The organism is Flagellimonas sp. CMM7 (assembly GCF_021390195.1).
Classification (GTDB): domain Bacteria; phylum Bacteroidota; class Bacteroidia; order Flavobacteriales; family Flavobacteriaceae; genus Flagellimonas.
The window spans coordinates 375455-388229 of sequence record NZ_CP090003.1; the positions used below are offsets into that span (position 1 = coordinate 375455).

Genomic DNA, 12775 nt, shown 5'->3' on the forward strand with positions numbered 1-12775 from the left:
AATGGGGACAAATATAAAACTTTAAAGGACACTCTTTAGCACTCAATTTACTAATTATCTGATGAAGAAAAGATGTTTTTGTTGTCATCGTTTGGCCTTTATTAGCATGTAAACCGCAAAAACACCAAAGATTAGATTGGGAACTACAACTGCTAACAGTGGTGAAAAACCAGATTGCTCCGCTAATGTTCCAAAAACTTTATCAAAAAAGATATAAATAAAGGCTACGCCAATACCAAAGGCTAAATTTAAGCCCATTCCGCCCCTTCTTTTTACAGAAGAAACCGCAACAGCAATGATTGTAAGCACAAATGCGGTTATTGGCAATGCCCATCTTTTGTACTTAACCAATATATAGGCATTAATGTTAGATGCGCCCTTTTGTTTTTGATCATCTATAAACTTGTTCAGTTCAAACAAATTCTTAGTCTCAGCGACATAGGATACTGGGGTAAGATCTTCTATTTTAAAAGTAAAGAGGGTATCCAACCTTCTTTTGGTTTGCATTATCTCAACATCATTACGAAGTTTTCTTTTCACATAATTGGTTAGTCTATAGATACTATCTTTCTCTATCCATCTAATGTTCGTAGCAGAAATCTTATAATCCAATTTTTTAATTGAATCAAAATGTTCGTAAGTAAAATTGTAACCAATCTTCCTATTTGGGTCAAAACTGCTTACATAGATATAATCATCCTCATTTAACTGATTAAATATATTACTGGTAACTCTATCCTGTCGCCCTTTCTTAAAGTATTTATACTCAAATTCATTGTATCCTATACTAGCATGTGGAACTATAAACATACCCATCATAAAAATTAGGATTGCCACCAAAGTAGCACCTATAAAATAAGGTCTTAAAAAACGAGCATAAGAAACTCCAGAACTTAGAATAGCAACTATTTCTGTGTTACTTGCCAATTTAGAAGTGAAAAATATGATGGATAAGAAGAGGAAAATAGGGAGTAGCAAATTGCCAATAACCAAAGTAAAGTTCCCGTAAAACACAATGACCTCACTTAAAGGTGCTTCGTTGTCTATAATTTTACCAACTTTTTCAGCCAAGTTGGCCATTATACCAATGGGAACAAAAAGCAAAAGCATTCCCATGAAGGTAACCAAATAGCGTTTTAAAATATATCTATCAAGTATGGTAAGCATTAGAGTCTTTTGTCCATTTGTTGTACCATTTTGGTTTTCCACTCAAGAAAATCCCCTGCTAAAATACGCTCTCTGGCGGTACGCACCAACCAAAGGTAAAAACCAAGGTTATGTATTGTTGCAATTTGCTTGCCTAAATACTCATTGGCGGCAAACAAATGTCTTAAATATGCTTTGGAATATTCTGTATCCACAAAAGTGATTCCCATGTCATCAATAGGAGAAAAATCATCTTCCCACTTTTTGTTTTTAATGTTGATTGTACCATGTGCCGTAAACAGCATTCCGTTACGTGCATTACGTGTTGGCATTACACAATCGAACATATCCACACCTAAAGCAATATTCTCAAGAATGTTAATCGGTGTACCTACACCCATTAAATATCTTGGTTTATCCTCAGGAAGAATATCACAGACAATTTCTGCCATTTCATACATTTCTTCTGCGGGTTCCCCAACTGACAGTCCCCCTATGGCGTTTCCTTCCGCACCCACGGAAGCAATGTATTCCGCTGATTGTTTTCTTAAATCTTTATAGGTTGAACCCTGTACAATAGGAAAAAAGGTTTGGGAGTAATCGTATTTAAAAGGAAGTTTTTCTAAATGGGAGATACATCTGTCCAACCATCTATGGGTCATATGCATAGAGCGTTTTGCATAATTGTAATCACAAGGGTAAGGTGTACACTCATCAAAAGCCATGATAATGTCTGCACCTATGGCCCGCTGTATTTCCATCACATTCTCTGGAGTGAAAAAATGATTTGACCCATCTATATGAGATTTAAAATTTACTCCTTCTTCTTTAATTTTTCTATTGCTAGAAAGTGAATACACTTGGTACCCCCCACTATCGGTCAAAATATTTCTATCCCAACCCATAAACTTATGCAATCCACCCGCCTGTTCCAAGATTTTAGTTCCTGGTCTTAAATACAAGTGATAGGTGTTACCCAGTATAACATCTGGATTTATCTCATCTCTTAATTCTCGTTGGTGTACCCCTTTTACAGAAGCCACCGTACCTACTGGCATGAATATTGGTGTCTGTATAATACCATGATCTAATGACAATTCACCGGCCCTGGCTTTACTAAGATTATCCTTTTTTTCTAGAGTAAACTTCAATTGTTGCTTTTAAAAGGGCAAATATAGCCAACTCATTTCCACAAAGCCTTAACAAAAAAATAAAGTTTGTTTCTGCAAAGCGTTTCGTAAAATAATCCGCAGTCGCTTGTTTAACAAAGTGAATGCGGTTACTTTTGACACAATAAAATTAACACAATGCCAAGCACTCAAGAATTACAGAATTTAGTGACCCAGGTCCGAAGAGACATTTTAAGAATGGTCCACAAAGTAAATTCAGGGCACCCTGGAGGTTCTTTAGGTTGTACCGAATTTTTTGTTGCACTATACAACGAAATCATGGAGTTAAAAGATGGTTTTGATATGGATGGAAATGGCGAGGACCTTTTCTTCCTTTCAAATGGCCATATCTCACCAGTATTTTATAGTGTATTGGCAAGAAGAGGTTATTTCCCAGTTGATGAATTGAACACCTTTAGGTTGATAAATTCTCGTTTACAAGGGCATCCTACAACTCATGAAGGACTGCCCGGTGTGCGCATAGCTTCTGGATCTTTGGGGCAGGGTATGTCCGTGGCCATCGGAGCTGCTCTAGCCAAAAAGCTAAATGGTGACAATAAACTAGTTTATAGTTTACATGGTGATGGAGAATTACAAGAAGGACAAAATTGGGAGGCCATTATGTATGCCTCCGGAAATAAGGTAGATAATTATATTGCTACCATCGATTTAAATGGACAACAAATAGATGGATCCACAGATGATGTTTTACCGTTAGGTGATGTTGCTGAAAAGTTTAGAGTTTTTGGATGGGATGTTTTGGAAATTGAAAATGGCAATGACCTAAAACAAGTGATAGCTGGTTTAAATGAGGCCAAAAGCAGAACTGGAAAAGGAAAACCAGTTTGTGTTGTAATGACTACAATGATGGGTAATGGAGTAGATTTTATGATGCATACCCACGCCTGGCATGGTAAAGCTCCAAGCGATGAACAATTGGAGACAGCATTGGCACAAAATCCAGAAACTTTAGGTGATTATTAATTCTTAAGACAACAAACATGACAAAATATATAGATCAAGGAAAAAATGATACTCGAAGTGGTTATGGTGCCGGAATGACGGAACTGGGAAGAACAAACCCAAATGTTGTTGCACTTTGTGCCGATTTGGTTGGTTCTCTTAAAATACAAACCTTCATTGATGAAAATCCAGAGCGTTTCTTTCAGATAGGAATTGCCGAAGCCAATATGATGGGTATTGCTGCTGGTTTAACTATTGGCGGAAAAATTCCATTTACTGGAACATTTGCCAATTTTTCTACGGGTAGGGTTTATGACCAAATTCGTCAATCAATAGCCTATTCGGATAAAAATGTAAAAATTTGTGCCTCCCACGCCGGTATTACACTTGGAGAAGATGGTGCTACCCATCAAATTTTGGAAGATATAGGTTTAATGAAAATGCTTCCGGGTATGACCGTTATAAACCCATGCGACTTTAACCAGACAAAGGCTGCTACTTTAGCTATAGCCGAACATCATGGCCCCGTATACCTTCGTTTTGGAAGACCCAAGGTGGCCAACTTTACTCCTGCTGACCAAAAGTTTGAAATTGGAAAGGCATTAATGCTCAATGAAGGTACGGATGTCACCATTATTGCAACAGGACACTTGGTATGGCAATCTTTGCTTGCTGCGGAAAACTTGGAAAATCAAGGAATCTCTGCTGAAGTAATAAATATCCACACCATAAAACCTCTTGACAACGAAGCTATTTTGGCTTCAGCAAAAAAGACAGGTTGTGTTGTTACTGCTGAAGAGCATAATTACCTTGGTGGCCTTGGAGAAAGTGTTTCCAGAGTATTGGCCTCACATCACCCTACGCCTCAGGAGTTTGTGGCAACACAGGATACTTTTGGCGAAAGTGGAACCCCAGAACAGCTCATGGATAAGTATGGTTTGAACAATAAAGCCGTTGAAGCTGCCGTTTTAAAAGTGTTGAAACGAAAATAATTTTTCGGTATCATCTTTGATATTCTTCAATCTATTAAAACGAAACACTTATGAAAAAAACACTTCTAATTGCAGTGTTGACCCTTATGGGGTCTGCTGTATTTGCACAAAGCGGCTCAGGATTTGGTATTAAGGCCGGACTTAGTTACAACAAGAACGGAGATTTAATTGGATCCGTTGGTGATGCCGGACAAAACATTTCTGAAGGCGCCGAAGGTAAAGCTGGTTACCATGTAGGTTTTTGGGGAAAATTGGATTTCCCAAAGATTTACCTTAGACCAGAACTGGTTTATTCTAAAACCAAAAGCTCCTATGATGTCAACGGCGATTCCAATGACTACGATATTTCAAAATTGGATCTTCCTGTTCTTTTAGGGTATAAACTAATAGGCCCCTTGCATATTTTTGCTGGTCCGGCTTTTCAATATACTCTAAAGAATGATCTAGGAGATATAGAGGTAGAAGATGTTGAAAATGATTTTACTGTGGGGCTGAATGCAGGTGTTGGTGTCAATCTTGGTAAAATAGGTGTGGATGTCCGCTACGAACGTGGATTCTCAGAAAATGAAGCAAGAATTATTTCCAATAATATTACAGATATTGATGGTCGCGTAGATTCAAGACCATCACAGATAATTTTTGCCTTATCCGTTAAATTATAAAAAAATAGATTTATAAATAAGAAAAAGGCCCACTTAAAAGTGGGCCTTTTTTATTTTAATTATTATCTGGTGTTCGTTGAACATCCGGATTTAGATAATCTTCTATATCTCCCGTACTAGGATAGGGAAGAATAATGTTCCCATCTTCATCTGAAATTTCATTCCTGGTGGAAACCCCATCACCATCATCATCCGCATCTTGAAAGTTTGCGAATGACACATTAATTGGTTCATCATCAGCATCCGTATTGTCATCATATAAATAACCGTTTCTATTTACATCTTCATCAATGGAAGGAATACCATCACCATCATGATCTGTTCTATTTAAAGTAAAAAGGTCTATCGTAAACATAAGAGGACTGTATTGGGGTATTACTCCATTTATTGTTGAAAATCCACCTAACCCCGATGGGAAGATTATAAGTCCAACACCATATCCTTCAACCTCCACGGTGCCATCTCCATTTTCAATTACACTTCCTCCTATTTTAAAATTCGGAATGCCTTCAGCAAACCCTCTAAACCCTTGCTGAAGATCTTGCAATCGAGCCAAATCAAACCAAACAGGATTATTCAGGGAAGCATCAAAAGAAGTTCCATCAAGAAGTTTTCCTTCATAGCGAACAAATACAGAATCCGCTACAGTAGGATTAGGTCCTGTACCAGCCCTGGCAGAAAGATAGTATATGGTATGTGGTATGTCATTTTCTTCTACTGTCAACCCATGTTCAAAAGATGAAACATCAATAGTAGCAGATTCAAGTTCATCTCTATCCCATAAAGAGGTTTTATCCGCATTTTCTCCTGCTATGGTATCTATTTTTATTCTAAAATCAAAACCAGCCGGTGGTGATGCAAATTCCTCATAATTGTAAAAATGAGTTTCTAAAAATTCTCTAATTTCTTCATCATCTTCTGGGGAAACATCTGCCAGCAATAAAGGTGGAACAGCTACAAGATCTACGTCATCATCATTTTTGCAAGAAAAAAGTAATACGACAAAAAACAAAGAAAGAAAAAACCCGTACTTCATCAAGTATATAATTTAGCTGCGCAAGATACAATTTTCCATTATTTTTGCTTCTTTCGTTAACAAAGATTTGCAGAGTTTATGCGCATTGATAAATACCTTTGGTGTATTAGATACTATAAAACCAGAAACGTTGCTGCAGTTGCTGTTAAAAAAGGGCATGTTAGAGTTAATGGTGCCGTTATTAAGCCTTCAAGAGAAGTTTATCCTATGGATAAGTTGCTTGTAAGAAAAAACCAAATTGATTACCAGCTAACCGTTTTGGATATTCCCAAAAGCAGGGTTGGAGCAAAATTGGTGGATATCTATAGAAAAGAAACCACCCCAAAAGAAGCTTTTGAGCACAAGGAACTTTTAAAATCTGCAAAAGATCATTACAGAAAGAAAGGATTGGGAAGACCTACCAAAAAGGACAGAAGAGATATTGATGGATATTTGGATGAATCTGAATGATTGGTTTATTTATCTTTGATTCTTAGTATATTTAATTTATGGTGAACCGCATATTGACCCACGAACAAATACAGCATACGGTAAAACGCATTTCTTACCAGATTTATGAGGCCAATGTTGATGAGAAGGAAATTATAATTGCCGGTATAGAAGGTGGAGGGTTAAATCTTGCAAAAAAAATAGCCGCGGTTCTCAAGAAAATCACTGACGCTCAAATTATTTTGTGTAAAATAAATATGGATAAGAAAAATCCGTTGGCTAGTGGTGTCAGTACTTCAATTACAGAAGAAGCATACAAGAACAAATCCATTGTACTAGTTGATGATGTTTTAAATTCTGGCACTACTCTGATATACGGAGTCCATCATTTTCTTAAAACACCTATAAAACAGCTCAAGACCGCTGTGCTGGTAAATAGAAATCACAAAAAATACCCTATTAAAGCTGATTATAAAGGTATTTCTCTGTCTACATCACTAAACGAACATATTAGAGTTGAATTTCAATCCAAAAATGATGCTGTATACTTAGAGTAAAAGCTGTTTTATTTCATCAACCAATACTTCGATTGATTTTTTATCTGCATTCACCGAATGCTTGGCCTGGACATAAAACTGTCTTCTTTCAAAAAGATGCTTTCCAACAAACTCCAGTAAATCATCATTTTCAATATTCTTTACCAAAGGTCTATCATCCTTTTCTTGGCTAATCCTATTTGCCAAGGTTGAAACTGGCAATTGTAGGTAAATGGAATGGTTAGCATTTTCAACGATTGTTTTCATATTGCCTCCATAACAAGGTGTACCGCCGCCTGTTGAAAGAACTATTGATTCGTTTTCATTTAGTACCCTTGATAACATCTCATGCTCTACTTTTCTAAAGTAAATCTCCCCTTTTTCTAAAAAAATAGTGGCTATCGATTTTTTCATTTGGTCTTCGATGTATTTATCCAAATCGATAAATTTTAGATTTAAGTCCCTGGCTAACAACCTACCAATAGATGACTTACCACTTGCCATATAACCAACTAAAACTACTTTCATTTATTAGAATTAAAAGTGATTTGAAAAAAACACAAATTTATCATTAAATCATCTTGTAAAATAAATTAATGATATTATATTTGCAGCCGCTTAGAGCAGCATATAAATGTTGAAATAAGTAAGACCTGATAGCTCAGTTGGTAGAGCATCTCCCTTTTAAGGAGAGGGTCCTGGGTTCGAGCCCCAGTCAGGTCACTGGAACGGTTATCAAAGAAAACCAAAACCCTGCTAATTATATGATTGGCAGGGTTTTATGTTTTTTGGAAAATCATTTGGTTTGGTATTATTTGATATGTTTTGGTCACAAATCGTCAACATAATTCCAAAATGGTCACAAATTTGGTCACAAATCGGTAAGTTGGCCTCCAGGATAACCTAAGACCGCAGTGTTGATTTGGCTTTCGTCACAAAAAATGTTTCATTTAAAAAGACGACAACAATGCGCACCACATCCACATTTTCCATCCTTTTTTGGGTCTATTCTACCAGAGCGGACCGAAACAACGAATCCCCGATCTATGCACGTATTTCCCTAAACGGTAAAAGGGCAGGGTTGAGCCTCAAACAAAAGATCAATTTAGACCTCTGGGACGCCACACGGCAAAGAGCAAAGGGAAATAACATGACCGCAAGACAGATCAACAACTATCTCAGCGATGTCAGGGCTGATCTAGTTCAGTGTAAACGCGATCTGGAACGGGAGGGACGAATTCTGTCAGCCGAACTTATCAAGCTCAGATATCTCGGAGAGGATAAAAAAGTACATTCGCTGTTGGACATTTTTGAGTTCCACAACAAAAAGATGAAGAGCAAACTGGCCCCGAAAACACTATGCCACTATAGAACCAGTCAAAAATATATCTTGGCCTTTGTCCAAAGCGAGTTTGGCAAACCGGACAGGTTCTTGAAGCAGCTCAATCATAAGTTCGTTATCAGTTTTGAGCACTTCCTAAGGGAATATAGCCCTGAGCATTACCAGGGGAAAATAGGCAACAATGCAGTGATGAAACATATACAAAGGTTGCGCAAAATGGTAACCTTGGCCTATGATATGGAGTGGATCGACCGTGACCCCTTTGTCCGTTTCAAGCCACATATGGAAAGGGAGGAGCGGGAATTCCTGACCGAAAAGGAGCTCAAGGACATTATCGATCTCGAAATCCACATTGAACGCCTTGCCCTTGTTCGAGATGTTTTCGTTTTTAGCTGCTATACCGGAATTTCATATGCCGATATCGCTCAGATGGACAATCAAAGTGTTGTTTTTAATGATGATGGCAGTAAATGGTTAACGGGAAAAAGAAACAAGACCGGGGTCCAGTTCAAAATCCCTTTACTGCCCTTGGCGGAATCCATTATCCAAAAATATGCCTATCATCCCAGAACGCAGTTTTCCAAGAAATTGGTTCCCATAATTTCCAACCAAAAACTAAACAGTTACCTTAAGGAGATTGCCGATCAGTGCAGTATTTCAAAAAACTTGACCTTTCATATGGCCAGGCATACTTTTGCCACAACGGTGACCCTTACCAATGGAGTCCCAATTGAAACCGTAAGCAAGCTTTTGGGCCACAGAAGTTTAAAGACCACACAGATATATGCCAAGATCATAGAGAAAAAGGTTCAAGAGGATATGGATATTTTGAAAAAGAAACTAGGTAACAAAAAATAAATCTTCGAGAGGTCTTTTAATGAACCATGGGCTATGAGAAAATCTTAGATAATGATTTTACTCAATGGTCCCTTTTCCAAATGATTTAATATATCCTCGGTCATAAAATCCAGGTCATATTTAGGGTTCCAGCCCCAGTCGTTCCTGGCCAAGCTGTCATCCACTTTTCTTGGCCAGTTCTCTGCGATTTTTTGTCTAAAATCAGGTCTGAAGCGCACCTTGAACTTGGGGTAGAACCGTAGGATACTTTCATATACTTCCAAAGGGGTAAAGCTCATCCCTTGGATATTGTATCCCGTTCGGACCTTGATTTTCTCTTCTGGTTCCCGCATCAAATCCAAAGCAGCCTTTACCGCATCGGGCATGTACATCATGGGCAGGCGCATGTCCCGTTCCAAGTAGCAGGTATAGGGCCTTCCCTGTACGGCATGGTGGAAGATGTCCACCGCATAGTCCGTGGTCCCGCCCCCTGGCAGTGAACGGTGGCCGATGAGGCCCGGGTACCGTAGGCTGCGAACGTCCAATCCATATTTTTTGTGGTAATAGCGGCACCAGAGCTCCCCTGCCGATTTGGCGATGCCATAGACCGTGTTGGGCTGGATGACCGTATGCTGCCTTGTTCCCTTTTTTTCGGTGTTGCCCCCGAATACCGCAATAGAGGAGGGCCAGAACAGTTTTTCGATTTTCATGCGCCGTGCCGTTTCCAATACGAGCAAGAGCCCGTCCAGGTTTACCTGCCAGGTGGCATGGGGGTCCACTTCCCCATCGGCGGAGAGAATCGCCGCCAGATGGTATATCTGGGTAATGTTGTGCCCTTGTATGATGCGGTCCATCCGGTCCGGTGCAAAGATGTTCAAGGGCTCAAAATGGCAATAGGAGAAGTGTGTTCGAACCTCTTCCCGTATGTCCGAGGCGACAACGGCATCCTCTCCGAAGACCGCGGCCAAAGTACGGCAGAGTTCCCGGCCCAACTGACCACCGGCCCCAATCACCAATATCCTGTTACGTTCCAACATGGTTCTTTCCTTGGCGAGAGGGCCCACCTCCAGGGCAGGCCCACACCTTTTTTAAAACTAACTAACTATGTTCATTTGTCCTTCCCGGTCCCTTTAGAAAGGCACTACATATTCTATCCGAATACCATCTTCCATAGCCATAGAAAGAAAAAGAACAGGGCGCAGGATGCGCACAGCCATATGAGCACCATCAATATCTTGTTCCGTTTTTCCATGGCATACTACCTTCTTAATATAAAAAGAGTGGACGGCCCACCTTGTGACAGGACGGGCCTTTCCGCTCCAATATCCGAGTCCACGCCCTCACGAAGTGTGGACATCGGTGCATCAAAAGATCCTCTGCATTGATCTACCGGTTTGCTAACTAATTCAAATAACCTCTAATGAAAACAAAGCCTAGGTATTCCTTTGATATGATTGTTCACTATTTCAATCCAAAAAGGGGAAGCGGTTTTTTTCAAAACCAACCATTGTTCCAATTCTTACCGTTCCCCTTTTGACTAACTCAAACTAACTCTACTCTAAGTAAGCTTGCTCTTTATATTATTGTTCCAAATCCCTGGATTCAAATTTTTCTATCCCAGACTCCAAGAATTCAACAAAATTTTCAATGTCCAGATCATAGGCCCTGGGTTCCACCAACAGGTTTTCTTCCGAGTCCATCAGCACGTAGAACGGCTGGGCATTGTTCACATATTTTACAATCTGGTAATCTGCGTTCTGTTTCCCAATGGTCTTTTTTGTCTTGCCATCGTATTCGCTGATGTAGTGGTCCCTTTCGGGCAGTTCGGTCTTATCGTCCACATACAGGGCCAAGATTATGTAATCGTTCTTCAGAATTTCCAATACGCGAGGGTCGCTCCATACCCGGGCCTCCATCTCCCGACAGTTCACACAGCCGTGGCCCGTGAAGTCCACAAAGATGGGTTTGTCCTGTGCCTTTGCGCATTCCCTCGCCTGCTCCAGGTCAAAATAGCCGTCAAGACCATGTGGCAACTTGAACAGCACTGTATGTTTGGGCTCGGGACAGCCCGACGTGGGCAGCGTATTTGTTTCACCCCGTCGTATGTTGTCTGAATCATTGCCAATCCCATTGGACTGTATGTTAAACTCTTGGGTGGTCATTGGCGGCAGGTAGCCCGATAAGGGCTTTAGGGGCGCCCCGAACATCCCCGGGACCATGTATACTATAAAACTGAAAACGACAATGGCCATCAGTAGTTTTGGTACCGTGGTCCTGTTGCTTTCCGAATCATGGGGCAGTCTCAGCTTCCCCAAAAGGTAAAGGCCCAAAAGCGTAAGGATCGCAATCCATATCGCCAGGAACACCTCCCTGTCCAGGATGCCCCAATGGTACACCTGATCCGCGATACTAAGGAACTTCAGTGCCAGGGCCAGTTCCAGAAAGCCCAGGACCACCTTTACCTCCTGGAGCCAGCCTCCCGACCTTGGCAGTTTTTTAAGCCATTGCGGAAAGGCGGCGAACAATGTAAAAGGGAGTGCCAATGCCAATGAAAAGCAAAGCATCCCCACAATCGGCTTGATAATCTGTCCCCCGGCCGATAGCACCAACACACTTCCCACAATAGGGCCAGTACAGGAAAAGGAGACCAGTACCAGGGTAAAGGCCATGAAGAACACGCCCAGTGTCCCCTTGGCACTGCTCTTCTTGTCCATCTTGTTCACCCATGTATTCGGAAGTGTGATATCGAACATGCCCAGAAAGGAGGCCGCGAAGACCAGAAAGATCACAAAGAACAATAAGTTCGGAAGCCAATGTGTACTGAGCCAATTGGCGAACTCGGGCCCGTTCATCTTGGCCACCAAGGTCCCCGCGACCACGTAGATCAGAACAATGAAAAAGCCGAACAACAGCGCCCTTCTGATCCCCTGTCTGTGGTTCTTCTTTTTGGTCGCCTCCAGGGTCGGTCCCCTGTTCCCGTCATGCCCGAAATAGCTCACCGTGAGCGGTACCATAGGGAACACGCAAGGGGTCAGGACCGCTGCAAGGCCAGAGCCGAATGCCAATATCATGAATGTAAGAAGACCGTCCATAGTCGTTTCAACTGGATTTTTTATCGTGTTATGTGTAATTGGTTTCTTTTCTTTAAAAAAGCGCTTTTATGCTGTTATCGGAGGGCCTTAAGGTCGATGTCAAGTTCCTCCTCGCCCATCACGCACTGTCCCGTTTCCATGGAACAGACCGTGTAGTTGATAACCGCCCTTATCTCCGGATTATCCTCCAATATCCTTATATGCTGTTTGAAGCCACCTCCCGATTCGGTGATGATGCGTACCTCTCCTTTCCATACCCCATCGTACTTCGTTATGACCTTTATCGGTTCCGGTCCGCCCAATAGCTCAAAGCCCTTTCCAGTGAACGTCACGGTAGTTGGCAATGGTCCTAGGTTTGGATCCTGGTCCGTGGCGTATACGTACCACGAAGGGTCCAACTCCACTTTGAAGCAGAGCTCCACTACCTGTCCCTTTTTGACATCCGCATCAGACACCTCATGAGACCAGGTGGCCGGTTCGATTATTTGAGCTGAACAGTTGTTTGAATACCAAGACATTATTAGTGCAAATACTATACCTATTCTTGATTTCATTTAAATAATGATTATTG

14 protein-coding genes and 1 tRNA gene are annotated in these 12775 nt (G+C 40.8%); 8 read left to right on the forward strand and 7 right to left on the reverse strand.

Features of this window, described 5'->3' with window-relative positions:
• Window positions 1-84: 84 nt before the first annotated feature.
• Together LV704_RS01865 and tgt are read right to left on the reverse strand one after the other, a co-directional pair.
• Entirely contained in the window at window positions 85-1167 is a 1083-nt protein-coding gene (locus LV704_RS01865) for an LptF/LptG family permease (protein ID WP_163423998.1), read from the reverse strand.
• The gene (tgt, locus tag LV704_RS01870; protein ID WP_163423997.1) at window positions 1167-2297 is read right to left on the reverse strand and encodes a tRNA guanosine(34) transglycosylase Tgt; all 1131 of its coding nucleotides are present in this window, start codon (window positions 2295-2297) and stop codon (window positions 1167-1169) included. Before tgt ends, LV704_RS01865 begins: the two co-directional genes overlap by 1 nt.
• Window positions 2298-2453: 156 nt before the next feature.
• Here tgt and LV704_RS01875 point away from each other — a divergent pair, with 156 nt between their 5' ends.
• Genes LV704_RS01875 through LV704_RS01885 form a run of 3 tightly spaced genes read left to right on the forward strand, consistent with a single transcriptional unit; the run spans window position 2454 to window position 4932 of the window.
• The gene (locus LV704_RS01875) at window positions 2454-3299 is read left to right on the forward strand and encodes a transketolase (protein ID WP_163423996.1); all 846 of its coding nucleotides are present in this window, start codon (window positions 2454-2456) and stop codon (window positions 3297-3299) included.
• 17 nt (window positions 3300-3316) lie between these two features.
• A complete protein-coding gene (locus LV704_RS01880; protein WP_163423995.1) occupies window positions 3317-4270 on the forward strand; it encodes a transketolase family protein in 954 nt (317 codons plus the stop codon).
• Window positions 4271-4320: 50 nt separating this feature from the next.
• Window positions 4321-4932 carry an outer membrane beta-barrel protein gene (locus LV704_RS01885; protein ID WP_163423994.1) on the forward strand — a complete coding sequence of 204 codons (612 nt, stop codon included), beginning with the start codon at window positions 4321-4323 and terminating at the stop codon, window positions 4930-4932.
• 55 nt (window positions 4933-4987) lie between these two features.
• Here LV704_RS01885 and LV704_RS01890 read toward each other — a convergent pair whose 3' ends face one another.
• On the reverse strand, window positions 4988-5968 hold the full coding sequence (locus tag LV704_RS01890; RefSeq protein ID WP_163423993.1) for an FKBP-type peptidyl-prolyl cis-trans isomerase: 981 nt from the start codon (window positions 5966-5968) through the stop codon (window positions 4988-4990).
• A gap of 78 nt (window positions 5969-6046) precedes the next feature.
• Here LV704_RS01890 and LV704_RS01895 point away from each other — a divergent pair, with 78 nt between their 5' ends.
• Together LV704_RS01895 and LV704_RS01900 are read left to right on the forward strand one after the other, a co-directional pair.
• Window positions 6047-6418, forward strand: coding sequence for an RNA-binding S4 domain-containing protein (locus LV704_RS01895; RefSeq protein WP_163423992.1), 372 nt, complete (start codon window positions 6047-6049; stop codon window positions 6416-6418).
• 38 nt (window positions 6419-6456) lie between these two features.
• A complete protein-coding gene (locus tag LV704_RS01900; protein WP_163423991.1) occupies window positions 6457-6954 on the forward strand; it encodes a phosphoribosyltransferase family protein in 498 nt (165 codons plus the stop codon).
• Here the strand turns inward: LV704_RS01900 and LV704_RS01905 are convergent.
• Window positions 6946-7461, reverse strand: coding sequence for a shikimate kinase (locus LV704_RS01905; RefSeq protein WP_163423990.1), 516 nt, complete (start codon window positions 7459-7461; stop codon window positions 6946-6948). The genes LV704_RS01900 and LV704_RS01905 overlap by 9 nt on opposite strands.
• Before the next feature lie 122 nt (window positions 7462-7583).
• On the opposite strand from LV704_RS01905, the gene LV704_RS01910 reads away from it, so the two are divergent.
• Both LV704_RS01910 and LV704_RS01915 read left to right on the forward strand, forming a co-directional pair.
• Window positions 7584-7656: transfer RNA gene (locus LV704_RS01910), tRNA-Lys, on the forward strand.
• Between the two features lie 244 nt (window positions 7657-7900).
• Window positions 7901-9133, forward strand: coding sequence for a site-specific integrase (locus LV704_RS01915; RefSeq protein ID WP_163423989.1), 1233 nt, complete (start codon window positions 7901-7903; stop codon window positions 9131-9133).
• Window positions 9134-9177: 44 nt separating this feature from the next.
• On the opposite strand, the gene LV704_RS01920 is transcribed toward LV704_RS01915, so the two are convergent.
• A complete protein-coding gene (locus tag LV704_RS01920; RefSeq protein ID WP_163423988.1) occupies window positions 9178-10149 on the reverse strand; it encodes an NAD-dependent epimerase/dehydratase family protein in 972 nt (323 codons plus the stop codon).
• 75 nt (window positions 10150-10224) lie between these two features.
• On the opposite strand from LV704_RS01920, the gene LV704_RS01925 reads away from it, so the two are divergent.
• The gene (locus tag LV704_RS01925) at window positions 10225-10497 is read left to right on the forward strand and encodes a hypothetical protein (RefSeq protein ID WP_163423987.1); all 273 of its coding nucleotides are present in this window, start codon (window positions 10225-10227) and stop codon (window positions 10495-10497) included.
• A gap of 195 nt (window positions 10498-10692) precedes the next feature.
• Here LV704_RS01925 and LV704_RS01930 read toward each other — a convergent pair whose 3' ends face one another.
• Window positions 10693-12204: a protein-disulfide reductase DsbD gene (locus LV704_RS01930; protein WP_163423986.1), complete on the reverse strand. Its 1512-nt coding sequence runs from the start codon at window positions 12202-12204 to the stop codon at window positions 10693-10695.
• A gap of 74 nt (window positions 12205-12278) precedes the next feature.
• Entirely contained in the window at window positions 12279-12758 is a 480-nt protein-coding gene (locus LV704_RS01935) for a hypothetical protein (protein WP_163423985.1), read from the reverse strand.
• Between the last annotated feature and the right edge of the window lie 17 nt (window positions 12759-12775).